27 protein-coding genes are annotated in these 26755 nt (G+C 58.2%); 9 read left to right on the top strand and 18 right to left on the bottom strand.

Annotated elements, in window-relative coordinates:
• Positions 1-155: 155 nt before the first annotated feature.
• Positions 156-1538 carry a metalloprotease PmbA gene (gene pmbA, locus G518_RS0101715; RefSeq protein ID WP_036593180.1) on the bottom strand — a complete coding sequence of 461 codons (1383 nt, stop codon included), beginning with the start codon at positions 1536-1538 and terminating at the stop codon, positions 156-158.
• Positions 1539-1611: 73 nt separating this feature from the next.
• On the opposite strand from pmbA, the gene yjgA reads away from it, so the two are divergent.
• The 3 genes from yjgA to G518_RS0101730 all read left to right on the top strand — a co-directional run bounded on the left by yjgA (position 1612) and on the right by G518_RS0101730 (position 3966).
• Positions 1612-2298 carry a ribosome biogenesis factor YjgA gene (gene yjgA, locus G518_RS33485; protein ID WP_036593369.1) on the top strand — a complete coding sequence of 229 codons (687 nt, stop codon included), beginning with the start codon at positions 1612-1614 and terminating at the stop codon, positions 2296-2298.
• Positions 2295-2903 carry a molybdopterin adenylyltransferase gene (gene mog, locus G518_RS0101725; protein ID WP_028601040.1) on the top strand — a complete coding sequence of 203 codons (609 nt, stop codon included), beginning with the start codon at positions 2295-2297 and terminating at the stop codon, positions 2901-2903. Before yjgA ends, mog begins: the two co-directional genes overlap by 4 nt.
• Positions 2904-2979: 76 nt before the next feature.
• Entirely contained in the window at positions 2980-3966 is a 987-nt protein-coding gene (locus G518_RS0101730; RefSeq protein WP_028601041.1) for a hypothetical protein, read from the top strand.
• 112 nt (positions 3967-4078) lie between these two features.
• Here the strand turns inward: G518_RS0101730 and cysE are convergent, their stop codons facing one another.
• Positions 4079-4849, bottom strand: a complete 771-nt coding sequence (gene cysE, locus G518_RS0101735; protein WP_028601042.1) for a serine O-acetyltransferase — start codon at positions 4847-4849, stop codon at positions 4079-4081.
• 116 nt (positions 4850-4965) lie between these two features.
• Here cysE and G518_RS0101740 point away from each other — a divergent pair, with 116 nt between their 5' ends.
• A complete protein-coding gene (locus tag G518_RS0101740) occupies positions 4966-5892 on the top strand; it encodes a LysR family transcriptional regulator (protein ID WP_028601043.1) in 927 nt (308 codons plus the stop codon).
• 74 nt (positions 5893-5966) lie between these two features.
• Here the strand turns inward: G518_RS0101740 and G518_RS0101745 are convergent, their stop codons facing one another.
• Positions 5967-7103: an ATP-grasp domain-containing protein gene (locus G518_RS0101745; RefSeq protein ID WP_028601044.1), complete on the bottom strand. Its 1137-nt coding sequence runs from the start codon at positions 7101-7103 to the stop codon at positions 5967-5969.
• A 103-nt stretch (positions 7104-7206) separates the two neighbouring features.
• Between G518_RS0101745 and G518_RS0101750 the strand changes: the two genes are divergently transcribed.
• From G518_RS0101750 to G518_RS0101770, 5 genes are all read left to right on the top strand, one after another.
• Positions 7207-8034 (top strand): GntR family transcriptional regulator, encoded by an 828-nt coding sequence (locus G518_RS0101750; RefSeq protein WP_028601045.1) that lies wholly within the window; start codon positions 7207-7209, stop codon positions 8032-8034.
• Positions 8015-8923, top strand: coding sequence for a succinate--CoA ligase subunit alpha (locus G518_RS33490; protein ID WP_051235838.1), 909 nt, complete (start codon positions 8015-8017; stop codon positions 8921-8923). The genes G518_RS0101750 and G518_RS33490 overlap by 20 nt, the downstream gene beginning before the upstream one ends.
• An 11-nt stretch (positions 8924-8934) precedes the next feature.
• Positions 8935-9717, top strand: coding sequence for an enoyl-CoA hydratase-related protein (locus G518_RS0101760; RefSeq protein ID WP_028601046.1), 783 nt, complete (start codon positions 8935-8937; stop codon positions 9715-9717).
• A gap of 17 nt (positions 9718-9734) precedes the next feature.
• On the top strand, positions 9735-10703 hold the full coding sequence (locus G518_RS0101765; protein WP_028601047.1) for a hydroxymethylglutaryl-CoA lyase: 969 nt from the start codon (positions 9735-9737) through the stop codon (positions 10701-10703).
• A 79-nt stretch (positions 10704-10782) separates the two neighbouring features.
• On the top strand, positions 10783-11739 hold the full coding sequence (locus G518_RS0101770; RefSeq protein ID WP_028601048.1) for a Bug family tripartite tricarboxylate transporter substrate binding protein: 957 nt from the start codon (positions 10783-10785) through the stop codon (positions 11737-11739).
• Positions 11740-12436: 697 nt separating this feature from the next.
• Here the strand turns inward: G518_RS0101770 and G518_RS0101775 are convergent.
• The 15 genes from G518_RS0101775 to G518_RS0101845 form a co-directional block, all read right to left on the bottom strand.
• On the bottom strand, positions 12437-13789 hold the full coding sequence (locus G518_RS0101775) for a class-II fumarase/aspartase family protein (protein WP_028601049.1): 1353 nt from the start codon (positions 13787-13789) through the stop codon (positions 12437-12439).
• 49 nt (positions 13790-13838) lie between these two features.
• Positions 13839-14675, bottom strand: coding sequence for an HpcH/HpaI aldolase/citrate lyase family protein (locus G518_RS0101780; RefSeq protein ID WP_036593375.1), 837 nt, complete (start codon positions 14673-14675; stop codon positions 13839-13841).
• Between the two features lie 13 nt (positions 14676-14688).
• Positions 14689-15879, bottom strand: coding sequence for a CaiB/BaiF CoA transferase family protein (locus tag G518_RS0101785; RefSeq protein ID WP_028601051.1), 1191 nt, complete (start codon positions 15877-15879; stop codon positions 14689-14691).
• Between the two features lie 44 nt (positions 15880-15923).
• Entirely contained in the window at positions 15924-16781 is an 858-nt protein-coding gene (locus G518_RS0101790; RefSeq protein WP_028601052.1) for an HTD2 family dehydratase, read from the bottom strand.
• Between the two features lie 218 nt (positions 16782-16999).
• On the bottom strand, positions 17000-17773 hold the full coding sequence (locus tag G518_RS0101795; RefSeq protein WP_028601053.1) for an RNA methyltransferase: 774 nt from the start codon (positions 17771-17773) through the stop codon (positions 17000-17002).
• A gap of 124 nt (positions 17774-17897) precedes the next feature.
• Positions 17898-18899 carry an alpha/beta hydrolase gene (locus tag G518_RS0101800; protein WP_028601054.1) on the bottom strand — a complete coding sequence of 334 codons (1002 nt, stop codon included), beginning with the start codon at positions 18897-18899 and terminating at the stop codon, positions 17898-17900.
• A 4-nt stretch (positions 18900-18903) separates the two neighbouring features.
• On the bottom strand, positions 18904-19293 hold the full coding sequence (locus G518_RS0101805; protein WP_036593183.1) for a RidA family protein: 390 nt from the start codon (positions 19291-19293) through the stop codon (positions 18904-18906).
• Between the two features lie 11 nt (positions 19294-19304).
• A complete protein-coding gene (locus G518_RS38195) occupies positions 19305-20210 on the bottom strand; it encodes an alpha/beta hydrolase (RefSeq protein ID WP_051235840.1) in 906 nt (301 codons plus the stop codon).
• On the bottom strand, positions 20200-20913 hold the full coding sequence (locus tag G518_RS0101815; protein WP_028601056.1) for an ABC transporter ATP-binding protein: 714 nt from the start codon (positions 20911-20913) through the stop codon (positions 20200-20202). Before G518_RS0101815 ends, G518_RS38195 begins: the two co-directional genes overlap by 11 nt.
• Positions 20906-21676, bottom strand: coding sequence for an ABC transporter ATP-binding protein (locus G518_RS0101820; protein ID WP_028601057.1), 771 nt, complete (start codon positions 21674-21676; stop codon positions 20906-20908). Before G518_RS0101820 ends, G518_RS0101815 begins: the two co-directional genes overlap by 8 nt.
• Positions 21657-22715: a branched-chain amino acid ABC transporter permease gene (locus tag G518_RS33500; RefSeq protein ID WP_051235842.1), complete on the bottom strand. Its 1059-nt coding sequence runs from the start codon at positions 22713-22715 to the stop codon at positions 21657-21659. Before G518_RS33500 ends, G518_RS0101820 begins: the two co-directional genes overlap by 20 nt.
• 3 nt (positions 22716-22718) lie before the next feature.
• Positions 22719-23591: a branched-chain amino acid ABC transporter permease gene (locus tag G518_RS0101830; RefSeq protein ID WP_028601058.1), complete on the bottom strand. Its 873-nt coding sequence runs from the start codon at positions 23589-23591 to the stop codon at positions 22719-22721.
• A 23-nt stretch (positions 23592-23614) separates the two neighbouring features.
• Positions 23615-24547, bottom strand: a complete 933-nt coding sequence (locus tag G518_RS0101835; protein ID WP_028601059.1) for a hypothetical protein — start codon at positions 24545-24547, stop codon at positions 23615-23617.
• Between the two features lie 36 nt (positions 24548-24583).
• The gene (locus G518_RS0101840; RefSeq protein WP_028601060.1) at positions 24584-25519 is read right to left on the bottom strand and encodes a ferritin-like domain-containing protein; all 936 of its coding nucleotides are present in this window, start codon (positions 25517-25519) and stop codon (positions 24584-24586) included.
• Between the two features lie 24 nt (positions 25520-25543).
• Complete coding sequence (locus G518_RS0101845; RefSeq protein ID WP_084651320.1) at positions 25544-26710, bottom strand: ABC transporter substrate-binding protein; 1167 nt, start codon at positions 26708-26710, stop codon at positions 25544-25546.
• Positions 26711-26755: the final 45 nt, after the last annotated feature.

Genomic DNA, 26755 nt, shown 5'->3' on the forward strand with positions numbered 1-26755 from the left:
GAGGGATTGCAACGCTGAGTGCGGGTTGCCAGAGCCTCACCCTGCGGGCCGGGGTGTATTTAGTGTAAACACGCCCTAGGACGCGCCCCCATCGTGACAGGAGCCATCTCAAGCTCCTTCGCGCGCCAACCAGGGGGTGCCGCCGCCTGGCGAGCTCAGCTACCGGCCACCTTCATGCGGTTGATCAGCAAGGAGCCAGTGGTCTTCGCGCCGTAGTTGTACGCGTCTGCACCGACTGCTGTGATGCCCGCAAGCATGTCGCGCAGGTTCCCGGCAATCGTGATTTCGTGCACCGGAAAAGCAATGCGGCCGTTTTCCACCCAGAAACCGCTGGCGCCGCGCGAATAATCGCCCGTCACGTAATTCACGCCCTGCCCCATCAACTCGATCACGAAAAGGCCGGTGCCCAGCTTTTGCAACATGGCTTCGAGATCGTCCCCGGGCTGCGTGAGGCGGGATGTCAGGGTCAGGTTATGCGAGCCACCCGCATTACCGGTAGTTTTCATACCCAGCTTTCGTGCCGAGTAGGTGGTCAGGAAGTACCCCTCCACGCGACCGGCGGTCACCACTTTGCGAGCACGCACCCGGACACCTTCATCATCGAAAGGTGAAGAGCCTTTTCCGCCGCGAATGAAGGGATCTTCCGCAATGTCGATGTGTTTGGGGAAAACCTTCTTACCCAACGAATCCAGGAGGAAAGTGGCTTTCCGGTACAAGGCCCCGCCACTCACCGCTTGTACAAACCCGCCCAGTAAACCGGCCGCTAAAGGCGACTCGAAAAGTACAGGCACTTCACAAGTGGCGATCTTGCGGCTTTTCAGGCGGCTCAACGCGCGTTCAGCGGCGTACCGACCTACGGCCTCCGGGCTAGCCAGTTCCTGCGCCGCGCGCATGGAGCTGTACCAGTAATCGCGCTGCATACCGCTACCCTTGCCGGCAATCGGCGCGACAGACAGGCTGTGGCGCGAGCTTGCGTAGCCACCGCGAAAACCATGCGTGTGGGCACTGAAAAAATGGCTTTGCTGCGCCGACACACCCGCGCCTTCGCTGTTGGTGATGCGTTTGTCAGTAGCGAAAGCTGCACGCTCTGCAGCCACTGCCATCTGGGCTGCCTCCTCGCTGGTGACAGCCCAGGGGTAAAATAGGTCGAGATCGGGGTGTTCGGTCGCAATATCGGACTCATCCGGCAGGCCTGCTACAGGATCGGCCGCTGTGAAGCGTGCAATATCGTAGGCTGCCTGCACCGTTTGTTCGATGGCTGCGCGCGAAAAATCAGAAGTGCTGGCATTTCCGCGCCGCTGGCCGAGGTAGACCGTCACGCCGAGCGATTTATCTCGGTTGCGCTCAACGTTTTCCAGCTCTCCCTTACGCACGCTCACCGAAAGTCCAGAACCTTCAGAGGCTTCGGCACCTGCGTCAGTGGCGCCTAGTTTTTTGGCATGTTTAATGGCGGTATCGACCAAATCCTCGAAAAACGCGCGAGAGTAGCTAAAACCGGATTCGGCGCCTTGTCCGGCGCCCACAGATGTTTTATTCATGGTGGCGGCTATCATACTTGCCGCTTCCCGCCTTTGCTGGCGCAATGCGCCTCAACTTGTTGATCCATATTTCATGTCCCGCAAATTCAAGAAAGGCTACTACGTACGTGGCCATTTCGTTGCCGAAGGTAGCGAACTAGATCTAGAGCTCAAGCGCGAGCTTAAAGGCGGCGGCGAAGAGCCTAGTAAAACCGAATTGAAGGCCCAAAGCTCAGAGCTTCAAGGCCTGGGCGAAGACTTGCTCGGCTTGCGCCGCGATCTCTTCGAGGCCCTTGAGCTTCCATCCAAGCTCCTGGAAGCCTTGGAAGAGCTCAAGCGCATCACCAATTTTGAAGGTCGGCGCCGGCAAAGCCAGTTCGTGGGTAAATTGATGCGCAAGCTCGACGAAGAAGAGGTCGAATCCATTCGTGTCGCCTTGGAAGTGCAACGCAAAGGTTCGGCAAAAGAGACGCTATTGCTGCACTCGGCGGAAGACTGGCGCGAGCGGCTGATTAAAGACGATACCGCCGTGGCAGCCTGGATTGAGGAGTTCCCGCAAAGCGATTCGCAGCAGCTTCGCGCGTTGGTGCGCCAAATTCGCAAAGATGCCCCTCCGGCAGCGGAAGCGAACGCAGCAGAGTCCAAGGGTCTGGCACCGCGCAAAACCCGCGCCTGGCGGGAATTGTTCCAACTCGTGCGCGAGCAGCTTGCTGAGCCTGACGACACAGAAGGCGCCGCTGACACCGACACCGATCCAGACACCCCCTCTTCGACATCATGAGCCACGCACTCGACCCCGTCACCATTGGCATAGTCTCCATCAGCGACCGCGCCTCCAGCGGGGGCTACGAGGACCAAGGCTTGCCGGCCTTGCAAGGCTGGCTCACCAAGGCGCTGGAAAACACCATCACTTTCGAGTCACGCCTGATTCCTGATGAGAAAGAGTTGATCAGCCAGACATTGATCGAGTTGGTCAATTCAGGCTGCTCCCTGGTCCTGACCACCGGTGGCACGGGCCCCGCAGTGCGTGATGTCACCCCCGAAGCCACCCTGGCCGTGGCTGACAAGGAAATGCCAGGTTTCGGCGAGCAGATGCGCCAGATCAGCCTCACCTTCGTACCCACAGCCATTCTTTCGCGCCAGGTCGCGGTCATTCGCGGCAACACGCTCATCATCAACCTGCCGGGCCAGCCCAAAGCCATTGCCGAAACACTGGAAGGGCTGAAAGATGGGGATGGCAAGCCGCTGGTGCACGGCATCTTTGCAGCCGTGCCCTATTGCATCGATCTGATCGGAGGCCCCTACTTCGAGACGCATGATGCAGTGTGCAAGGCATTTCGGCCGAAAAATGCGATACGGCCCAGGCGGACAGAAACCACGGTATAAACCCAAAGACTGACAGGCCTCGGAGATAGGCCAGTGGCCAGAAGCCAAAGGCCAGAACCCAGAAGAAAAAAGAGCAATGCCAATCTACAGATGCAACGCCTGCGCTTACGTTTCGGAGGAGGCCATCGTGCCGGTGGGGCAAAAGCAGCCTTGTGCGCGCTGCGGTCACGCCTGCACCGTGTATGGCACCGTGTTCTTCGTGGAGAAACTGGTCGAGCGTTACACCGCTGCCATGCGCGAGCTGCAGGTGTTGCGGTCAGCGGGAGACGATGCGCCAGAGGATCAAGAAGAAGCACCTGCGTCCGCGACCGTGGAAGCATCAAGCAGCGGTTCTTTAGCCACTGCTGAGCAGCATCAACCTCTCAAAGACTGGTTTTCAGCCCGAAAAATCTCCGCCGAATTTGACCTTCAGCAGGTCGACACGGCGGGCTATTTCGATGATGCGGCACGCATGCTGGGTGATGGGTTGGGCCTGTTTGGCGAGTTGATCGACCGAGTGTCTTTTGCTTATCGCAAAGGACACTCCAGCGTCTTTCTTGAGCTGGGGCGTCTGGCTCAAGTAGACGCAAAGGCCATTACGCAGCTGTGTCGTGAGCTCTACAGCCACACCTTCTTTTCTCGCTACTACTATCAGAAGCCAGAAAAGACCGTTCGGGTAACCTTGCAGACGGCGCCCGCAATACGTCGCTTCTTCGAAGGCGGCTGGTTTGAATGGTACGTACTTCTGCAAACGCTGGATGCGCTAAAAGCAGCCAACGTGAACCAGTTCTCTTGTGCACGAGGCGTCAAGGTGACGTTCCCGAACGAAGACCTGCACGAGCTGGACGTCATGGTATTGCCGGCCGGTGGCAGCCCCATCTGTGTGGAATGCAAAAGCGGAGAATTCCGCCGGGATATTGAAAAATACCTACGCCTGCGAAAGCGCCTGGGGCTCAACCGCCAAAATTTCATCATTTGCGCGGCCGACTTGACCGACGAACAAGCCACCGGCTTGTCCGCAATGTATGAGCTGACCTTTCTCAATTTGCGCCTATTGCCCGCACACCTTAAGAGCCTGCTTTAATCGCCAAGCTAAGCAGTATTGCAGGAAGGCCTTAGCGCTCGTTCAAAGTCTCTTCAAGCAAAACTGCGAAACCGCCTTGAACGCCCGGACGCCTGTTTAAACTGGGGCCGGGCTATTTGCCCACGAGGTCGTTGAATTTTTTAGCCTCAAAGCTGTCTTCACGCGCAGCGGCTTCCGGCACGCAATCGGGATCGAGCTTGCAAGCCAATTTTTCAACCGCTTGCCATAGCAACGAGATTTGATGGTCGTGCGTGGCGGTGCCATCAATCAAACCACGCAGAGCCTGACTCACGGGATCATCGCTTTGCGTCACCCCATAAGCCGAGAAGCCCATTTTGGCCGCCGCCTGCTCACGCATGGCGTCCCCTTCTGCCTGGATGATCCTGGCGGGGTTACCGACCGCCGTGGCCCCTGCCGGTACCGGCTTGGTCACGACGGCTGAAGACCCGATTTTGGCCCCATCACCCACCGTAAAGCCACCGAGCACCTGGGAGTTGGCCCCCACGATGACGCGTTTTCCCAGGGTGGGATGGCGCTTGCTGCCTTTGGTGAGCGAAGTTCCACCCAGTGTCACCCCCTGATAGATGGTGCAATCATCACCAATCTCGGCGGTTTCACCGATCACCACACCCATTCCGTGATCAATAAAAACCCGCTCGCCAATGGTGGCGCCTGGGTGAATTTCGATGCCGGTGAGAAAACGTCCCCAATGGGATATCCAGCGCGCCAGCCAAAGCCAGCCGCGCTTCCAAAGCGCGTGCGCAATGCGATGCAACACCAGCGCGTGAAAGCCTGGATAGGAAAAAATCACATCCCATACGCTGCGTGCAGCGGGATCGCGCTCTAGGATGGCGCTGGAATAGGAGCGAATGCGGTCTAACATGGTGCGTGAAGTCTACTCGCGGGCGGCGCTTTCAGCAGCAGCGTGGGTATGTCAATGTGGAGTTCAAAACCAATTGATGCATACTTTGGATCATTGCAGATTTGCGCGAGTACGGAATGTCCATCAATTTCAGCCTGAACGACCTGCAGGCTTTTCGAACGGTGGCGGAACTGGCCAATTTTCGCAAGGCATCGGAAGCGCTTCACCTGTCTCAACCGGCCTTCAGCCGGCGCATCGAAAAACTGGAGGAGGCGCTGGGCGTCAAGCTACTCGAACGCACCACGCGCAAGGTGAGTTTGACCGCAGTGGGGCGGGACTTTGATCGAAAAGTCAAACAACTGCTGGACGATCTCGACAGCACCCTTCTAGGCATTCGCGGCGTCGCCGCCACCCGCATGGGCGAGGTGACCGTTGCCTGCGTACCTTCCACTGTTTACTACTACCTATCGCAGGTCGTCTCTCGGTATCACGAGCAATACCCGAGGATCCGTGTAAAGGTGTTCGATGCGGGCGCTAACGAGGTGCTCTCTGCTGTAGCTCGTAGCGAAGCGGATTTTGGCCTCAATTTCATTGGCAGCCAAGAGCCTGAGATTGAGTTCAAACCCTTGCTTGAAGAGCGCTTCGTCGCCGCATGCCGGCGCGATCACCCGCTGGCCCTCGCACGCAAGGTGAGTTGGAGCGAGTTGAGCCAATACGACTTCATTTCTACCAGCAAGAGCTCAGGCAATCGTCTTTTGATAGACCAAGCCCTGGCGGGTCTGACGAGTCGGCCGCAAAGCCTGTTTGAAGCCCAGCACGTGACCACCATGCTGGGACTGGTGGAGGCGGGGCTTGGGGTTGCAGCGGTCCCGTCGATGGCGATGCCAGGGCCCGACCATCCTCTGCTGGTCAGCGTGCCGCTGGTAGACCCCATCGTCACAAGGAAAGTGGGCCTTATCCGGCGCAAAGGCCGGCCCTTGTCCCCCGCAGCCCAGCAGCTCTACGACTTCTTCATAGAGATGAAGGGCAAGCGCGCGCCAAAATCCAAGCCAGCAAAGACCTGAGAAGGTGTGAACGAATCCTTCTGGGGTCGCATCCTTCATCGAACTCGCTCAAGCCCGCTCCACCACCGCATGTACTACGCGGACGACGCACCTGCCTTGACTTGACGGGAAAGCTCCGCGATGGCTTCATCCAGCTCAGGGACGAAAGCGAAGCCTGCTTCAACAAAAATCCGTTTCGCTTCGATCGCGGTCATTTCAGCCTCAGCGGCTGCAGCGGCCACGATGCCAACCACCACTGGTTTCGAGGTGGGGTGTTCCTGAAGAGCCTTGATCGTTCCACGCACGATAGGCGCAAGTGACGCTGCCGCGAGAGTAAAGTAGACCAAGACACCCTTGATAGCCGGACTCTCGGAAAGCTGGAGTATTCGTTTGGCCTTGTTCTCGTAGACTGCGGGATCGTTGCCGCCACTGCCGTCAACGAAGTTCGCAGCATGTAGGCCGGCGTCGGCGAGCATATCAACCACAGTCATGCCCAGCCCAGCTCCTCCGGTGAGCAAGCCTATGCTGCCGGGCATCTCCACAAAAGTATCTAATTCTCCCCGGCCTCTGCTGTTCAGCCGCGACGACACCGAATCGTATCGATGCGGATGTCGGGCTTCCGCATGGTCATCCAGAATGATTTTGGCATCCAAGGCCACCAGTTTCCTATCCGGGGTAACCGCCAGCGGATTGATTTCAATCAGCTCGGCATCCTCGGCGCACCAGACTCTCCACAGCTCCAGCGCAAAGCGGCTGACTGGCCCGATCAGCCCTTCTTCCAAGCCTGCCGTACGCAAGAACTCAACTACTTTCCATGCCACGAGACCTTTCAAAGGGTTGATGAGCAAGCACTGAACCTGCTCGGGGTGGCTCTCGACCTCCACTCCCCCCGCACATGAAAACAGAAGGCAGGGCGCGCAGGCGACATCGTCGATGGTGAAGGCGATGTAGAGCGCAGCCGTAATTTGCGCGGGCTGCTCAAGCATCAGCCAGCCGGGCTCGCCACGCTCATTCAACAACGCTCGCAGGGCGTCTACGGTTCGAGCCAACGAGCCAACATCGGCTCTCTTGATGAGCCCTGCCTTGCCGCGTCCGCCAGAGAGTATTTGGGCCTTGACCATCGCATCGCCCGAGAACTGGGCAGGCTCATCCGGTGCAAGCAAGCATCTATGTAAGACCGGGATGCCATGGTTTTCCAGCAAAGCTTTGCCATCGAATTCAATGAGCTGCATAAGTCCTGTCCGGTGATGGGATTCAACCAAGGGATTGCGTATCCTACTTCAAAGTTCTAATATGCTAGAACTTTAACGAAACACCCCAAGGACATTTGACGACATGAGTCGACTCGGTTCATCAAAGCTCGATTCCTCCAAGCCCACCGATTCAAAGGGGCAGCATGACTCCATTGCGCTGTATGTGCGCATTGCCAGCATTTTGAAAGGCCGCATCGTGCGGGGTGACTGGCCGCACGATGCCTTGGTACCCGGCGTTGAACAGTTAAGCAACACTTATGGCGTGGCCCGTGCCACGGCCAGGCAAGCCCTGCAAGCGCTCGTGGCCGAGGGGTTGATCGTGAGCGAGCGGGGGCGCGGCAGCAGGGTTTCGTATGTGAAGCCACCTGCGAGCGAGGTTGACGGCGGGCTATTTCAGGTTCTTGCGCCTGAACCCAAGGAACACAAGATCATTGTTCTAGAGCGGCGACACCGTGTGTCCCTCAACACCGCCCTTTTCAAGGTGGGCTCTCCCTATGAGTCCTACACATTGATACGCAAGGTGCATTTGCTCAATGGCATTCCCTATGGGTACTACGAGGTCAGTATTGCCAGCGAGATCTATGAACGCTTGCCGGCCGGCGCAGACGCCCGCCAGAAGCTGGCTCGGCTGCTGGCGGCCAGCGGTGTCGAAATGGCCAAGGGTGAAGACATCTTGACGGTGGATAGCGCTGATTGGGAAGAAGCCAAATATCTCGAATACCCGATGGCCAGTCCAATCGCACGCATTGTGCGCGTCATGACTGATCGTTCGGGGCGCATTGCCTACGCGGCTAACAACATCTATCGCGGGGACAAATTCAAACAGACTCGCGCCGTGTCTGGCTATCTGTATGTGCCGGACGAATCAACCTCCAGCAAAACAAAGAAAAATGTCAATTCTCTTGGATGAGGGGGCCCGCGTAGTCCTCCAAGGTACCACTGGAGGCTATGGCCTCAACCAGATGAGGGCCATGAAAAAGGCCGGCACGAATGTGGTTGCGCTAGCCTCTGCTGGCCGTGGTGGGCAGGTGATGGATGGGATTCCCGTATTCGATACGCTTATTCAAGCCGCGACGGCTACAGGCGCCAACGCTGTAGCGACCTATGTGCCCGCAGCCGGTGTGCGCGATGCGCTCGTCGAAGCCGCTGATGCCGGACTGAAGCTGATGGTGGTGGGAGCAGAGTTCGTACCCATTCAGGATGCGCTGTGGGGGCTGGCTTATGCCCGGGAGCGTGGCCTATGGGTGGTGGGGCCGAACTGTGTAGGGCTCACCTCTCCCGGAAAGGCCGCATTGGGCTCTATTCCGCCCGACTACACCATGCCAGGAGCCGTGGGGCTCATGGGACGCAGCGGAACACTTTCATTGACGACGGTGCGGCTTCTGACGCGTGCCGGCCTGGGGCAGACCACATGCGTCAGCATGGGTGGCGACATGGTTATCGGGCGCAACCCGGTGGAGTACCTGCAAGCCTTCCTTGAGGACCATGAAACGCAGGTGATTGTCTCGCTGGGAGAGATCGGCGGAGGCAAGGAGTATCAGATGCTCGACGCCATTGCCTCCCAGAAGAAGCCGGTGGTGTGCCTCATCGTAGGCCGCCACGCGCCTGCCAACACACGCATGGGGCACGCAGGTGCTTTCGTGAGCGATCACAAGTCCACCGCAATGGCGAAGCGCGAAGCACTTGCAGAGGCGGGTGCCATCGTCGCAGACAGCCCGTTTCAACTGGTCGAGATTGTCCGTGGCCTCCTCCTTGATGCCAAGCAAGTTAACCAGCCTGCCTTTCAACCTTCAGAGTAGAAGCCGACCCGATGCCCAATTTCGATTTCATCCAATACGAACGCAAAGGCGCTGTAGCCTGGCTGACCATCAATCGCCCCGAAGTGCGCAATGCGATCAATAGCCAGGTGATGCGCGAGTTGCATACCGGGATCGAGCTTGCCGAAGACGACGAAGAAGTGCGCGCTATCGTGCTGACGGGTGCGGGGGATCGGGCCTTTTGCGCCGGCGGGGATCTTCAGCCCTCCACTCAGCAGTTCGTGCGTGATTTCTCGCGCATGGATCTGCCACTTGTTCGGCTGATCACCAAAGCCACGCAGAGCACGCTTCCCATCATCGCGCGGGTGAATGGCCACGTGATGGCGGGAGGCATGGCGTTGTTGAGCATGGCTGACATGGCGGTTGCCGTAGACAGCGCTCGCTTTGGCCTGCCTGAGGTCAAAATTGGAATGTTTCCCTTGCAGGTGGATGCGCTACTGCAGCGCTTGATTCCTCGCAGGAAGATGGTGGAGATGAGCTTGACTGGGGAGCCCATCACCGCTGACGAAGCGCTTGCCATCGGTTTGGTCAATCACATTGTTCCCGCAGCCGAATTGGACGCCAAGTTGGATTGGTTGCTCTCGCGCCTGCTGGACAAATCACCCACCGCGGTGCGGCTAGGCAAACAATCCATGGAAGCCGTGGCCGACATGACGCTTCAGCAAGGCCTCACCTTCATGGCTCAGCAGCTTGGCACCATGGCACTCACGCAAGACTCCAAAGAGGGCCTTGCCGCCTTCGCCGAGAAGCGCCAGCCACATTGGACCAATCGGTAAAACCGAGAAGTAGCGCCATGTCTGATTTTCCCAAGTCCGTGAACATCTGCGAGGAAGGTCCTCGGGAAGGTTTCCAGAGCGAACCCAACATGGTTCCAACGGCTGACAAGATCCGCTTCATCGAAGCACTCGCGGAAACCGGCGTGAGGGAAATCAACTGCGTTTCTTTTGTAAATCCCAAGCGCGTGCCTCAGATGGCGGATGCAGAGGCCGTGGCTGCGGGCATCCGCAAACGCCCTGGTGTGCACTACACCGGAACCATTCTGAATGCGGCGGGGTTCGATCGCGCGAGAAAGACCCCCCTGGACTGCTTGCCGCTGTTGTTTCTGTCCGCTTCAGAAACGTTTGGCATTCGCAATAGCAACAAGAACCGCACGGAGGCCTTGGCTGAACAGCAGGAGTTGTTGAGCCTATACCAGGCGGCCGGTTTCACACCACGGGATGGCTACGTCTTCACGGCTTTCGGCTGCGCGTACGAGAGCGATATCGCCCCGTCCACCGTGGTGCGTGCAGTATCAGAATTGCTCGAGCTTTTCAAAGGTCTGCCGGTGCCACGCATTGTGCTGTGCGATACGGTGGGTTGGGCCCACCCCTTGTCCGTGGAGCGTCTGGTGGGTTCATTGCGCGAACGCTGGCCTGAGCTTCGTCTGGGCTTGCATCTGCACGACACGCGTGGCTTGGGAATAGCCAACGCCATGGCCGGCTTGCGTCTGGGTGTCGATCACTTTGATAGCTCCTGCGGAGGGCTTGGAGGCTGCCCCTTCGCCGGCAATACGGCGGCGGCGGGGAACATAGCCACTGAAGAGTTGGTGCAGATGTGCGAGGAAATGGGTATCAGCACGGGCATCGATCTTGAGCGACTGATTGAATGCGTGGCGATGGCGGAGGAGATAGTCGGTCATCCGCTGCCGTCCAAGGTCGCGCATGCGGGCTCTCTTGCGGCGAGGAGAAAGCGCAATGCGCAAATAGCGCTTTCTGCCAACTGAGACGGCGTGAACGAATCCGTCATGCCCGCTTTGGCATTAAGTTGAATATTGCACCAACTAGAAAACAACCGGAGACATCATGAAGATAAGCACCCTCCTCGCTGGCGCGGGCCTGCTGATTTCAAGCGGTTTAGCTTTCGCGCAGTCCTATCCCAACAAGCCCATTCACTTCGTTACCGGGTTCGCTGCAGGGTCTTCGATTGAGAATCTGTCTCGCATCGTGCTGGATGACATTTCCAAGCGTACGGGTGCGGTGTTCGTAGTGGAGCAGCGTCCGGGCGCCTTGGGCATGATAGGTATGAATGCGGTGGCGAAAGCCCCACCTGATGGGTACACACTCATGCCCACCTCCAGTGCGACCCACTCCTCAGCACCGCAGTTGACCAAGATGACCGTCGCCGATCCAGTCAAGGACTTCACACACCTCGGCGCGCTGGATCGTTTCCATTTGATGCTGGTCGTCAACGCCAGTTCAGGCATCAAGACCGTTGAAGATCTTGTGGCAGAGGCGAAGAAGAAAAGCCTCAACTATGGATATGGCTCAGCCACTGGCCAGGTGGGCGCCTCGGCTTTTGTGCGCGCTGCGGGGATTGACAGGAATGTGGTGGGAATTCCGTATAAGAGTCAGCCGCTCGCATTGACGGACCTCGTGGGCAATCAGGTGCAATTCGTCACTTCCGATTTGCCTTCAGTAGACGCATTGGTTCGCGGAAACAAGCTCACCGCCTTGGCAGTCTCCGGAGACAAACGTGCCACCTTATTCCCTGATGTTCCCACGCTGACCGAGCGTGGCATCAATGCGGAGTTGATCGGCTGGGTAGGCGTTGCCGGACCTGCTGGCCTGCCGGAAGAAGTACGTACCTGGTGGCAGCGCAATCTGACCACTACGCTTAACAGGCCCAACGTCATTGAAGATTTCAAGGCAAGAGGTGTTGAGCCATTCATCCTCTTCGGACCGACACTAGAGAAATTCGTAGCCGACCAGTATCAAGTCTGGGGCCGCCACATCCGCGAAGCGGGCATCAAGCCAGAATAAGGTGCAGAGTTGACCATTCCAGGTGGACTCTAGGCCGGCCCGTTTCCAACGCACAGGTCTCCGCCTTCTGGACACGCCCCTTACCCTCACCCTGCTCTCTCCTGCATGCGGGAGAGAGTTCTAACTCAGAAAGCCGTGGAGTAGGCCCACCTGAGCGGAAACGCGCAGCGCCACTATGGACACGCCGCTTGCCCCCACCGGTTGGCCGGCCCCGCCCAGCCTTCCCCCAGATGGGAAGGAGTAAACCAGCCTCCGGTTCTGGGACTCGAGTCGACAGGCGCGCCTGCATCAGGCTCTCCAGCATGCGGGAGAGGGTTCTAATTCAGAAGGCCGCGGAGCAGGCCATACGAGGTGGACCGGAGGCAAGCCCGTCTCCAACGCACAGGTCTCCGCCTTCTGGAGACGCCCCTTACCCTCACCCTGCCCTCTCCCGCATGCGGGAGAGGGTCCTAATTCAGAAGACCGCGGAGCAGGCCATACGAGGTGGATTGGAGGCAGGCCCGTCTCCAACGCACAGGTCTCCGCCTTCTGGAAACTCCCCTTACCGTCACCCTGCCCTCTCCCGCATGCGGGAGAGGGTTCTAACTCAGAAGGCCGCGGAGCAGGCCATACGAGGGTAGCCGCGGAGCTGGCTTTGCCAGGCCGCTGGCTGCGTCCCCCCCAAGGGGGGAAGGCGCGCAAGCGACTCAGGGGGGAGTCATTTCCTCAGGGGGGAGCTTAATACGCGGTCCACCATCACACCAGCCTGCCCCAGGTTATTGGCAGGATCACACATGGCTTCGAGCTGTGCCCGCGTCACGTGTTTGTTGATCTCAGGGTGCTCGGCAAGGATGTCGATCAGAGGGCGATTCTTGGTGATCGATTCGCGGCAGAGGTCATACACCAGATCGTGCGCATACTCACGGCCAATATAGGGGCCCAAGCCCATCATGACGGCCTCTGACATCACCAAACCGTTGGTGATGTCAATATTGGCGCGCATGCGCGTTGCATCTACTTCCAGGCCCTTCAATACGAACTTGGTCTGCTTCAACGCACCGGACATGAGGCAGAAAATCTCAGGTAATGACACCCATTCGATTTCCCAGGGACCGGTAGAGCGTTCATGATCGGCCACCATGGCATCCATCAGCGCGGCTGCATGCTGACGCACCACAGAGATATTGGCGTGGATGTACAGGCACGAGATGGGGTTGCGCTTTTGCGGCATGGTGGAGGAAGAGCCGCGGCCAGGCGCATAGGGCTCGAACACTTCCGCCACTTCCGTCTGCATCATCAGCTTGACATCCATCGCTATCTTGCCAAGCGAGCCCCCCACCAAACCGAGGAACGCACCCACTTCCGCGATGGTGTCTCTCACCGTGTGCCAGGAAATCAGCGGTTGGGCAAGCCCCAGTTCCTGCATCAAACCGGCCTGCGTTTCCATGGCGCCTTTTTCGAGCGAAGACAGCGTACCGGATGCACCACCAAACTCCCCCATCAGCACGCGAGGCTTGAGCTGTTGCAGACGTTCACGATGCCGGTCGATACCGGCCAGTATGCTGGCCATCTTGTAGCCAAACGTGATGGGAGTGGCCTGCTGCAAGTTGGAGCGGCCAATGATGGGCGTGTCCCTGTATTTTTTTGCCAGGGCGGCAAGCGCATCACCGATCTCATTGAGATCCTGCTCTACCAATGCCAGGCCTTCGCGCATCTGCAGCACAGCGGCGGTATCGGTGATGTCCTGGGTGGTGGCGCCCCAATGGCAGTACTCACCCAGCTTGTCACGGCAATTGGCGTTGATCTGGTTAACGACCGCAATGATGGGATACCCAATCTGCTCGGTCTTCGCTTTGAGTTTGTCCCAGTCAATCATGGACAACTCGCAGTTGCGCACGATTTCGTCCGCGGCCTCTTGCGGGATGATCCCAAGCTTGCCTTGAACCTTGGCAAGGGCTCGTTCGATGTCCAGGTACTTGGCCGTGCGATTTTCGTCAGACCAGACATCGCGCATGCGAACGTCGCTGAACATGTCGCCGAAGATGCGTGAATCGATGATCGTGGATGCCATGGAGTCTCCTTGAATATGGAAGCGTTAATCTTTCGTTCTAGAGGGCTGCCTAAGAGCCACCTAGAGCCAGCACGCGCTGGGCTTGAAGTACTACGGGCCTGTCGACCATGCGGCCATCCAGCCGCGCGGCGCCAGGCGATGCGGCATCAGCGGCCAATACCCGGCGAGCCCACTCAAGCGCCTGGGCGCTTGGAAGCAAGGCTTCGTGAATGAGCCCAACCTGTTTGGGGTGAATGCACAGCTTGGCCCCAAATCCAAAACTGCGCGCCTGCGCCAAGTCAGCCAGAAGCCGGGCATCGTCATCGAGCTGCGGCGTGACGCCAGCCACTGGTGCAGGTAAATCAGACAGGCGCGATGCGATCACGATGCGGCTGGCGGCATAGGCGAGCCCGCTGGCGTCAACCGAAATATCCATATCCAGCTCGAGTGCGAAATCCAGCGTACCGAACAGCAATCTCGACACACCAGGCGCGCTCGCGATCTCATCCACATAAGCTACGCCGCGGGCACTCTCTATCAATGCCAGAACGCGGGCGCCAGGCACACCCGTTGTGACAGCGGCAATCTGCGAGGCGTTCTCCGCTTTTGGCAAGACGATGGTCGCCGCACCGCAAACTCTCAGCGCGCCCAGATCGTCAGCAAAATAAGATGAACCTGCATCATTAATCCGTACTGCGACCCGCGAGCGCTGCTCCGATGACGCGGATGCCAGCCATCCAGCGACTATCTCGCGAGCACGGGGCTTGTCGTCAGTGCTCACGGCGTCTTCAAGATCCAGGATCACGCAGTCGGCACCGGTGGCAAGCGCCTTGGCAAAACGATCTTCCCTTGTACCCGGCACAAACAGGTAGGTGCGCGGCGGCAATTCGCTAGTGCAGTGATTCATCATGGAGGACTTTTTAAACTGCCTGCGCAGTATGCAAAGCCTCAATGTCCGAGCCGGAATACCCCAGCTCAGCCAGAATGGCATCCGTGTGCTGGCCCAGCGCGGGCACGGCGTCCATGCGGGGTTCGCTGTCCCAGCTACCTGGTGGCAACAGGGCCGGCAGAGGTCCTTGGGGAGAATCCACTGTGGTCCAACGGCCACGCGCCTGCAATTGAGGATGCGCCCAGACGTCTCGCATTGTGTTGACCTGCGCGTTCGCGATCTGCGCCAGCTCCAGCCGCTCCACGACCTGAGCAGCCGTGATCGTTGCAAAGGCCTCTACGATGATCTGACGCAGCGCCACGCGCTCTGCCACGCGTTTGAAATTCGCAGTAAAGCGCGGATCTGTGGCCAGCGCGGGCAGTTGCAGCACCTTTTCGCAAAAACTCACCCACTCACGTTCATTTTGCAGGCCTAGCATCACAGTGCCCCCATCTCCCGCAGGGAACGGGCCGTAGGGGTAGATAGTGGCATGGCTCGCGCCGGTACGCGGCGGCGGCTCTGCTCCCTCGAAAGCGTAGTACAGAGGGTAGCTGTTCCACTCAGTCAGGGCTTCCAGCATGGAAATGTCGATGCGCTGGCCTTTTCCGGTTTGGCCGCGTTGAATAACCGCCGCCAGGATGTTGCTGTAGGCGTACATACCCGCAGCGATATCGGCAATGGATGTGCCGGCCTTGCTGGGCTCTTCAGGAGTACCTGTGACCGAGACAAACCCCGATTCACTCTGGATCAGGAGGTCGTAGGCCTTCTTGTCCCGATAGGGGCCAGGATTCACAGGATGATCGCCATAGCCGGATATGTCGCAGACGATCAGCTCGGGTTTGAGCTTGGACAAACGCTCATACCCCATGCCCAGGCGCGCAGCAGCCCCCGGGGCCAGGTTCTGTACGACTACATCGGCTTTCTCAAGTACCAGCCGTTCAAGAATTTTGGCCGCTTCTGGCGACTTGACATCCAGCGTCAAGCTTTCCTTGGAGCGATTGGTCCAGACGAAGTGCGAGGCCAAGCCGCGTACGCGCTGATCGTAGCCACGCGCAAAATCGCCTGCACCAGGCCGCTCGATCTTGATGACCCGCGCCCCCATATCCGCCAGTTGCCGCGTGGCGAAAGGCGCCGCAATGGCGTGTTCGAGGGTGACGACCGTAATACCTTTTAATGGCTGCAGCATGGCAATGTGTCTTGTTTTAAGTATGTTCAGCGCAACCAGATTCAGCGCAACACGGCGGTGGCATCCATGGTCAACCATCCGTCATGGTCGGACGCCCAGAGGCGAATGGTCTTGCCATCTTCCTGCGGTTGGCCATGCACATGGAAAGCGTTCAGATCGAATGTGGGCCGCTGCGCCTTGAAACGGAAGCTGGCAATGTCGGCATCCGGCCGCTGGCGGCGCAGCAGGTCCATGAGCAGCGTGGCGATGAGCGGACCGTGCACGATCAAGCCGGGGTAGCCTTCGACCTCCGTGACGTACTTTCGGTCGTAATGGATGCGGTGACCGTTGAAGGTCAGAGCTGAATACCTGAAGAGCAACACGTCATCTGGCACGATTTCTCGCTTCCAGGCCCCCTGCTCTGCAGCCTGCGGAGGTGGCGCCACATCGTCGGGCCGCTGCGCTTCCCGGTAAACGATGTCGTGAAATTCGATCAAGGCAGGCTCACTCGCTCCGTTGCAGCGGACTTCATGCCGAACCTTCACAAACACCAACTTTCCGGTACGCCCTTCCTTGGTGCTCACATCCGCAATGGTGGAAGTTCGCTCTACTTTGTCGCCCACGCGAATGGGCGAGCGAAATTCAAACTGACTACCAGCCCACATGCGGCGCGGCAGGGGCACGGGTGGAAGGAATCCACCGCGTTTGGCATGACCATCAACCCCAATTTCCGATTGCCGATACATTGGCAAAAAGTACAGCCAATGCCACAAATGAGGTAGCGGGGAGCCGGCGGGCAAAGCCGTCGCGGGGTAATCCAGCGTGGCGTTCAACGCCACGACAGGCGTAGGAGTGATGGTGTCCTGGAGAATCTCGCTCCGCCCAACCCAGGCATTCAACGAATCAGCTGTGGTGTTCATTTGGATATATCTGCAGAGTGATTGCTAGTATCTGGTTCAGCCTAAGTGTCGGTTACAACGGGTCGTCCGTGAATTGCAACATTCAGATCAATTGATGCAATAAATGATAAAAATTAGACCCACTAGCAAAACCTAACCGGCAAACAACCGCAGAACCACAGCATCGGACACCTTCCGGGTCCGGGGTGCGATGGACGTAACGACGAAATCAGCCCGAATCAGCCAGCCGACTTGGCCCGTTTGGCATTCGCCGCGCTCTCGCTCATAGCCTTGGCAATGCCACGCAGGATGTGGATTTCCTCTTGAGTCAACTCTGCGCGGTTGAAAAGCTGAGTCAGCCGTGGCATCAGCTTCTTGGGTGCAGCGGGATCCAGAAAACCTATGTCGGCTAAAGATGTTTCCCAATGAACCAACATGCCGGCGATCTGAGCGGCGTCCGCATACTTTGGAGCCGATCCCATCGGCAGCGCCCAGGAATCACCAAAGCGAGCGAACAAAGCTTGCCGCCAGTCGTAAGCAATCAACTGCACGGCGGCAGCCAGATTGAGTGAGCCATAGTCAGGATTCGTGGGGATGGACAGCGCCACGTGGCAGCGATAGACATCCTCGTTTTTCATGCCGTAACGCTCAGAGCCGAACAAGAACGCGATGCCTTCAGGGGGCTCGTCAATTCTGCGTTCAGGCGCGAGCAAGCCTTGAAAATGCGCGCGCGGGCTGCGAGTAGGTGGTCCGAAGTCACGCGGGGTCATGGCTGTGGCGCACAGGTGAGTGCAGCCACTCAGCGCTTCTTCCACGGTGGATACCACGCGCGCCTTCTCCAGCACATCAGTCGCACCGCTGGCGCGCTCAACGGTCTCGGCGCGCGTAAGAACGTCTGGCCAGCGCGGCGCAACCAGGACCAGGTCATCAAAGCCCATGACCTTCATGGCACGTGCGACGGCTCCCACATTGCCGGCATGGCTGCTTTCAATAAGGACGAAACGGGTTTGCATGGTAGTTAAGGAATGCGAGGTGGCTACAGATATTCATGCCACCCTCACCGCCATGTTACCCACTGCGATCGCGAAACTTGGAACAAGCCTTAGCTCGCATGGAGTCCCACGTTTTGCTGATGATTCAATCTCTCGGGGATGAAGCCGGTCGCGCAACGGCGTTCACGTAAGCGACCGACTGCTCTATAGCCCGGGCAGCTGCCGGCAGATCGTTGGCCTGATTCAAAAAACCGTGAGGTAAGGCATGGGCAACGGCAAGCTCGGCAGGAACACCACAATCCTTGAGTACGCGATAAAGATCTATGGAGTCGTCATACAGCGGATCAAGCTCCGCAGCCAGGACGTAGGTGGGAGGCAACCCGCGAAGCTCGCCTTCCAGGGGGAAGATTCGCCAGTCGCTACCCGATGATGTGGGCATGTACGCCTCAAGATAGCGTGCCTGAGCTTGATTGCTCAGCCCAAAACGGCCATCCCCATAAGCTTCGAAAGAGCCGCCCTCTCGGTGAGGCCCGTAGCAGCCGTAGTAAAGGATCAAGGCCGATATGTCCGATGTGGCGTCTTCATCTCTTCGGCGCATGGCTTCAACCAGCGCCAAGTTGGCGCCTGCAGAGTCGCCGGCAAGAATTAATTCACCGCCTTCTTTCAGCTTGCTCGAAGGGCCGCAGAGAAAATCAATCACCGCACGGACATCCTCTAGAGCTGCGGGAAATGGGTATTCGGGCGCCAGCGAGTACTCCACGCCACAAACCGGCGCTTGCGCTGCGTACGCCAGATGACGCAAAACGGTGTCATGCGTCAAGTTGGAGCCAACACACCAACCTCCCCCATGCAAATACACAATAGGAGTGCACTGAGCATGGTCAGCGCTGGGGTAATACCAGCGCAGCTTGACGAGGCGCCCGTTGGTCAACAGGTCCTCATTCACCACTCGGTGCATGGAAACGCGGTTGGCGTGCGTCCGTATGCGCGCCTCCTCCAGCAGCTTGCGTGACTCGGGAAAAGGCACGGCATATCGATCAACTTTCGCAACGCCCTCGGCTTGCTGCTCAAGCAAGCGCGCCAGAGCTGGATCCAATCGTTGTGCGTATGGCTGCCCAGTCCAAGGATTGACCGCTGGGGCTGGCACCTGGTCAGGCTTCCTTGAAGGCGACCGCCTCAATTTCAAATAGCCATTCCGGCTTTGCGAGTGCTTTTGCCACAACCAAGGTGGCGGCAGGCCTATGTTCACCAAGGTATTGCTTGCGCACTGCGTTCACTGCGGCCAAATCATCCGAATCGAGCAGGTAGGTGGTGATTTTCACGAGGTCTTGCACCCCCATGCCGGCATCTTCAAGAATGGCGACGAGATTGCTCCAAGCCGCATCGGCCTGGGCCTGAACGCCAGAAACCAATGCGCCCTGTTTGTCTACGCCAATTTGCCCGGCGACATACAGCCACTGCCCAGGTCCACTGGTACGAACCGCATGCGAGTACGCACCTACGGGCGGGGCGATGGAGGGTGAATTGCGGAATTCGGTCAAGACGGTCTCCTTTAAGTTTCTGAAAGATGTGGCGAAAGCAATTGCTCCAGCACGCGCTCGAAGAGTTCAAAACCGGGGCTGGCCAGCTCTTCAAGAATGTCGAAATGGGTGCGGCCCGGCACAATCTGCAAGCTTGCGGGAATACCCAGTCCTTTGACGGTATCCACGAAATCTCGGCTTTGGCCAATAAAGCCTTCAGTCTCCAGCCCTCCTACCGCCACCAGAAATTGGGCGCCGTAAAAACGCGTGAGAACGCTCGGGCTCATGCGCAACGCCTCATCCGGCGTCATGCGCACGTCGTGGTTAACAGTAGTGAGCAACAGTGGTGGAAGTGAAAATACGCCACTCACTGGAACGACGGAAACCAAGGGATGTCCACCAAGCTGATCAGGCGGCGTACCGCTCAGCATGGCGGCAAGTTGGCCACCAGCAGAGTGCCCGGAAATGCATACTCTGTGCGGATCGAAATTGAGTTCGGCGGCCTGCGCGTTCAAAAGCCGTACCGCGCTGCAAACCTGCTCAAAGATATCAGTCACGCGGACTTCAGGGGCCAACTGGTAGCCCAACATCGCCACGGCAATGCCACGCTTCACATACTCATGAGCAATAAAGCTGAACAGACGGTGATCCAGCGCTCGCCAGAATCCCCCGTGAATGAATATGAGAAGCGGCGCTGGAGCCTGCGGCGCTCCTGCATCTGCACCAGCTGGTTTTAGCGGAGGAAACCAGTCGATCGCGCAGCGCTCGGATTCACCATAGGAAATGCTTTTCCAGCCTTCTGCCTGGGCGCGGAACTGCTCGCTTCGGGTGCGATAGTCGGCATAGACGGAATCGCGCTCGGGATGCCGAGGACGCAGGCTGTAGTTAAGCTCCTCACGCTGCACCAACTCCAGAATGCGGTATGAACTAACCTCCAAGATAAGCTTCCTTTACCCGCGCATCGGCGAGAAGTTCTTTCGCGTTGCCTGAAAGAACCAAGCGACCACTCTCAATGACATACCCGTAGTCGGCATGCCGTAGCGTGACCTCGCTGTTCTGTTCGCAAACGAAAATGGTCATGCCCTTGCTCGAGAGCTCAGAGAGCGTCTCGAAGATCTGTTTGACCACCAAAGGTGCAAGCCCCATGGAAGGCTCGTCAAGCAGCAGCATCTTGGGCGCAGACATCAGGGCACGCCCAATGGCAAGCATCTGCTGTTCGCCGCCGGATAGCGTTCCGGCTGCTTGGGGCAGGCGCTCCTTCAGCTTGGGAAACAGTTCCAGGACGAACTCGAGCTGGGTGTGATAGTGCGTGGTCTCGCGTTTGATCAAGTACTGAAACGCTCCCATCTCCAGGTTTTCGGCCACAGTGAGCGGCGCAAAAACTTTGCGCCCTTCGGGCACCAGCGCCATGCCTCTGCGGACCACGCGCTCAGCACCGAGACCGGAGATGTCTTGCCCTGAGTGAAGAATCTCGCCGCGAGTGGGTTTCATCAAGCCGCTGACGGTTCTCATCACGGTGGACTTACCAGCGCCATTGGCACCAAGAAGCGCGGTCACTGAGCGCTGTTCAATTCTGAGATTCAGCCCGTGCAAAACATCCCCGTTCCCATAGGAGGCATGAAGATCACGTATCTCAAGCATGAACGGACTCCTCTCCCAAGTAGGCGCTGATCACTTCAGGGTTCGAAGAAATCTCCTTGGGCGTGCCTTCGGCCAGGTAGCAACCGCTGCGCATAACCAGAATTTCATGGCAGAGGCTCATCACCATGCGCATGTTGTGCTCCACCAGCACCACGGTGACACCCAACTTATTCACTTCCCGAATCATGCTGACCACAGGCGCCTGCTCAGATGCAGGCACTCCTGCGATGGGCTCGTCAAGCATCAGGATCTGGGGTTCCGCCGCCAGGGCCCGTGCGATTTCCAGCAGTTTCGACTCTCCGAAGCTCAAGTCTCCGGCAAGCCTGGTTGCACGGTCAGCGAGGCCCATCAACCTCAGCTTCTCGTAGGCCACTTCCTCAATCTTGATCTCTTCCTTGTGCACACTGGGCATGCCGAGAAGCGCCTTCAGAAAGCCGGTGCGGGCTCTAGGGTGGTAGCCGATCATCACGTTCTCGATCAGGCTCAGGTCGGGAAATATCTGCAAATTCTGAAACGTTCGTGCGAGACCCAATGCCGCGCGCTCGTAGGGTTGAAGCGTCTGGATCTCTTGTCCTTGCAGCCTGATGGTGCCGGCGCTCAGTTTCTGAATTCCAGCAATGGCATTGAAAAGGGTTGTTTTTCCCGCGCCATTAGGCCCGATGATGCCCTTGATCTGTCCGGCCTGCACGTGCATGCTCAAGCCGTCAACGGCATGCAGGCCACCAAAACTCACTCGTACGTTTTCAACGTCCAACAGTGCCATTGTGAGACTCCGTTTGTGGTTTGTGCATAGGCTTGCTTTCACCGGCATTGGCCTTGGTCGACTTGTGTCTGTACCAGCGCACGCATCGCTGCCCCAGGGAAGAAGCGCCCCCCGGAAGATAGAGCAGCACCAGGATCATTCCGATGCCGAAGATCAGCAGCTCTGCGTCCTGAAAACGCCTCAGCAACTCAGGCACACCGGTGAGAACGGCCGCACCAAAGACCGGCCCCCAAAGCGATCCAACCCCGCCAAGAGCCACCATCACCACCATAAGAACCGAGCCAAAGAAGCCAAAGGTTTCAGGAGAGGCAAACTGGTTGAAGTGGGCGTACATGGCACCCGCAAGCCCAGCCATGCTTGCGGAGAGACTGAATGCCACCACTTTGGCGCGGAACGTATTGATGCCAAGGGTGTTGGCCCCAATCTCACTCCCCTCAATGGCACGCAGCGAGCGCCCGGACACACTGCAAAACAGGTTGATGAGACACCACATGACCAGCGCCCCCATCAACCACGCGAGCCAGAAAAACCGGCCTGGAGTGTCCAGGGCGTACCCGAACATTTCGTAGGGAGCTATGGCGGCAAGACCGTTGGGCCCTCCCGTCAGAGGAACCAACTCCACAAACATGACGGAAAGAATGCCGCTGAAGCCCAAAGTCCCCATGGAGAGATAGGGCCCGCGTAAGCGCAGCGTAGCCCACCCGACAAATGCAGCGACCCCGCCAACGACCAAGATCGCGGCAAACGTTCCAATCCAGGGAGAAATATTCCAGCGCGTATTCAGCACGCCGCTCACATAGGCGCCCAGACCATAAAACGCCGCGTGAGCCAACGACACCTGCCCAGTCCAGCCCATGATCACGTTCAGGCTGGCGATCAAGATGAGGTTGATAAAGAAGTACACCCCCAGGCTCAGCACATACTCATTGGGAGCCAGCAATGGCCAAAACAGCGCCAGCGCCCAGACTGCGGCCAGTGTCCAGCGATGGCGGGCACGCCGATCGCCGATTGGAGAAGTGGAGGAAGTCAGCGTAGACATGTCTTACACCTTTTCCACTTGTCCGCGCCCGAGCAAGCCGTTTGGCCACTTCACGAGTACGAGCAACAACACCACGAATGCAACCGCGTCTTTGAAGTGCGATGAAATCATGCCGCCACCGAAACTCTCAGCCAAGCCGAGCAGCAGGCCGCCAATCATCGCGCCCGGCAAGCTACCCAGCCCGCCAAGCATGGCCGCGCAGAAAGCTTTGAAGCCAAGAATGGTTCCGTGGTCAAAAGAGGTGAGCGTCAGCGGCGTGACGATCACGCCCGCAACGGCACCAACCCCTGCCGCAAGAATGAACGAAAGACTCATTGTGAGCCTGGGGCTGATGCCTACGAGCGCTGCCGCTTCGGGCTGCGCAGCGGCGGCGCGCATGGCCTTGCCGAGGACAGTCCGGTTGAAGAAGTAGCCTGCTCCAGCCATCACCAGCGCAGCAATGCCTATGATCCAAAGCGATTGGGTCTCCAGCATGGCACCCGCCAGGGAAATGGGACCGGTTTCAGAGAAAGAAGGCAGGCCGGCCGGGCTCTTCCCGAGCACCAACATGACCATGCTTTTGGTGCAGATGGCAATCGCGATTGTCAAAATCGTGATCGACATAGGGCTGGGTTTTTTGAGTTTTCGAACGATGAACCGTTCGGAAAGACCACCCACCGCCATGGCAACCACTACGGCCACGAGGAACGCGATGGCCAGCGGCACTTTGGCGGCATACAGCATGGCAGCCACCATTCCGCCCAACATCACCCACTCCCCTTGCGCGAAGTTGAGCGCGCCGGTGCTCTTGAAAATGATGTTGAAGCCGAGTGCCACCATGGCATAAATGCTTCCGGTGCTGAGGCCTGCGAACAGCAACTGGAGGGTGTCGCTCATAAACCAGTCCCTTTGTGAACGGGTTACAAAAGACCCAGCACAGGATGCTGCGGTGGGGTGACGACAAAGCCCAATTGCTCCAGACGGCCAAAGGCGTTTTGCAGATACTGCTTGAACGCACCCTGCTCACTTTCAGGAGTGGCAGCGCCCAGCCCTGCTTCTGCTGCCAGCGTGGCGGCCGCGGCATCGGGCTGTGTGTCGATCTGTGTGGACAAGGTGGGGATGTGGTAGCCCGAGAATGCGACCTCCTCGATCCAGGCACTGATCTGTTTGGAGATCATTTCCTTGGTTGCCATATCCATGTGCGCGGCCCGCTCCTCCAGATACAACCATCCGAACGACGCATGCCGCTCCTTGGCTTGAACCACCTGCTCCAGAATCTGCGCAGCGATGGGCTCTCTCGCGTTCCCGGCATAGAGGCGAGCTAACTCCAGCTCCAGGCCGTCCGCCATGGCGCATTGCGTGGCGACATACGCATCCAGGGATTGCGTGGCGTTCAATGCGTCGCGGTAGAGAGTACGGTTGATGACTTCCTCCCAGGCAGAATTGGCGGGTCTGCTCTGGTAGCCGCCTAAAGCCTTGGCGTATCGGTGAAAGCACTCGACATGCCAGGCTTCTTCAGTGTTGCGGACGGTCAGGAAATACTTGGGGTCTGACTCGCGGTCCAACTCCAGGCAAAAGCGGATAAGCAAAGCCGGTGTTTCTGCCAGCCCGGTGTACTCAAGCCAGGCTCTGCGGCTCCATATCTGCTGCGCCGCCTCTAACTGCCCTGAAGAATAAGCGGAAAGATCGAGCTTGCTCCAATCGATGTCCTTGCCTGGACTCCAGTGTTTCTGCTTTCCGGTTTCATACAGTTCCCGGATCGACTGAATGGACCGATGCAGATCCAGTGGAAAGCGGCGCTCTACCATGAGCGGGGTGGGCGTCAGAGTGACGACGGGTGCATGTGCCTGCATGATGTGCTTTTCTCCTGAAGTCTTGCGCTACTGCGATCAGAATTCCCCGTCGATCTTGGGGTGGCGAAACATGGGAAGCTGGATGCCCCATGACTCCTCCATCTGACGGCGAATCCTTTGGACAGAGGCCACGAAGACAGGCTTTTCCAGCTCTTCCACCGTCGCGCCCAGCCCGGCTTGCCAAGTGATGCGGTCAGTCTCCACCTCCGCGGACTTGGCCGCGCCCTCCGTGGCTAACCAGGCGCTGTGATAGCCATTGAGTTCCACCTTCTCGATCATCAGCACAACCGCGTCTTCCACGGCCTTCAACTCGGTTTTGGAGAGATGCGGGATGCGGTTGTCCATGAACGCCCAGCCAAAAGCACAATGGCGCACCTCGTCGCGCATGATGCTCTTGAGCACCTGGCGCGCCACTGGGTTCGGCGTGATGTCAATCAGGTGGCGAAACACATCGAATGCAATTTCTTCGGCCGCGCAGACCAACGCTGCAATGACACCTTCCAGGGGCACACTAGGATCAAGGGCCATCTTGCGCACCCCGTGGGTGGCTATGGCTCCTTGAAACTCCGATTGTTCCGGTTGCTGGATGTAGCCGCCCAGCCTCTCCGCCATACGGAAACACACCTCAGCATGGCGCGACTCTTCCTGAGTACGGATGGTGAAAAAGAGCCGCGTATCAGGTGGGCAGTTTTCCTGGCAGAACCGGATCTGTAAAGCAGGCGACTCAGAGATAGCCCCGTACTCACCCCAGGCACGCCGGCTCCAGTACATGCGCGCGGCATAAAGTTGCTCATCGGTGTAGACCGATGGGTCCAGCAGAGACCACTCGATATCCGTGGCCGGATTCCACTGATTGTTCGTGGCGGAATGGAACAGATTGCGCACGCGCGGTACGGCAATGTCCAGATCCAGTGGGAAACGATTTTCGGGCGCATCCAGAATGGTGGGCGCTACGGCGAAGGTTGCACTCATGTCGATCTCCTTGCAGTGCGTCGATTACTTGTAGTCCGCGAGCCGGAAGCGACCGTCTTCGTACTTCAGCAAGACCAGATCGGATTTCGACAGACCGGAATGCTGAGTAGAGGAGAAGTTGAACGTTCCGCCAACGCCGTGGTAGTTCTGAACGCCTCGTATGGCATCGCGCACCTTGGCCTTGTCGGTATTGCCTTTTTCCAGCGCCATCTTGGCCAGATAGATGGCGTCGTAAGTTTGCGCGGCGAACTGATTCGGGCGGCGCTTGAAGCGCGTCTCGAATGCCTTGTTGAGGGTGAGAATCCGGGCCTTGACAGGGTCGCTATCCGGAAGGTCTTCGCCCACAGGAAATTTCACGCTGACCAACAAAACGCCCTTGGCAGCATCTCCTGCAAGGTCCATATAGCGTTTGTCTACGAAGCCGTAGCTATGGATAAACGGAATGTTGCCCATGCCCAGCGTTTTGGCCTGCCTCATCGCTACAACACCAGCAGGGGTGACCGTCCAGCAAACCAGGGCTTGCACTCCCGCAGCCTTCAGCTTGTTGATTTGCGGTGTCATATCCGTATCGCTTGGATTGAATGACTCGTAGCTCACATCCAGCCCGCGCTTAGGCGCCACCTTCTTCCATTGTTCGACAGCGCTCTGCCCAAAACCAGAAGAATCCGCCAGCATGCCGACTTTCTTGATCTTGTTTTTGTCGAAATAGTCGGCAATGCGTTCAACCGCCTGATCGTCATCCACGGTGGATTTAAATGTCCAAGGGCGCTCGTCTACAGGCGTGACAATTTGCATGCTGCCTTCGGTGGAGATGAACGGGACCTGCGCCTTCTCAGTCAGTTGCAGCATTGCAATGGCCATGCCGCTCATGTTGCCGCCGCCGACGATCATCTCAACCTTGTCCTGAGTCAGCAGGCGACGTGCCGCGCTCAGTCCTTTCTGCGTCTGGCTTTCAGCGTCGTAGAAGACCCATTCGATCTTCTTGCCGTTCACACCGCCCTTGGCGTTGATTTCATCCAAGGCAAGCTCCATCCCCGCCTTCATGTCGTCACCCAGAAAAGCAGCCGGCCCGGTGACCGAGAGAACAGAACCGATCTTGTAGGTGGATTGAGCCTTGGCTGACGTGGACAGACCCGTCATCAAAAGACCAAGCAACTTCAGAGTCGTACGTTTGGAAAAAGATGTATTCATGGCAGTCGAGGGTTGGTGGTGGGGAAATGGGCAAGCGATGTCCGT

It is taken from the genome of Ottowia thiooxydans DSM 14619, assembly GCF_000422885.1.
GTDB classification, from domain to species: domain Bacteria; phylum Pseudomonadota; class Gammaproteobacteria; order Burkholderiales; family Burkholderiaceae_C; genus Ottowia; species Ottowia thiooxydans.